This is a genomic window from Cohnella baijiui, from assembly GCF_020731285.1.
Taxonomy (GTDB): Bacteria; Bacillota; Bacilli; order Paenibacillales; family Paenibacillaceae; genus Cohnella.
The window spans coordinates 1-391 of sequence record NZ_JAJFOW010000133.1 but is presented as its reverse complement, the minus strand read 5'-3'; the positions used below and the strand labels follow the sequence as shown (position 1 = coordinate 391).

Sequence of the window (391 nt, the reverse complement as noted above, 5' to 3'; positions counted from 1 at the left end):
ATAGCCGGAACGGGCAATCAAGTGCGCAATGACTTCCGTATCACTTGTCGTCTGGAAGATTGAACCCTGGCGCTCTAGCTGGTGGCGAATTTGATCCGCATTCACTAGATTCCCGTTATGGGCAAGCGCTAAGTTTCCTCCTGTATATTTAAATACGAGCGGCTGGGCGTTCTCTAGTAAGCTGCCACCTGCCGTCGTATAGCGAACGTGTCCAATTGCCATACGGCCATGAATGCGGTTCAGTTGATTATCGTTAAATGCCTCGGTAACAAGCCCCATCCCGCGATGATACGAGAACGTCTCACCGTCAGAGGCACAGATTCCGGCACTTTCCTGTCCTCTGTGCTGTAGGGCATGCAGGCCATAATAAGTTAATTGAGGCGCATCGGGG

The 391-nt window shown here is 51.7% G+C and carries 1 protein-coding gene; it reads right to left on the bottom strand.

What is annotated here, in order from left to right:
* A partial coding sequence (locus LKX83_RS31975) for a class II glutamine amidotransferase (RefSeq protein WP_227887300.1) occupies window positions 1-391 on the bottom strand: 391 nt, incomplete at both ends.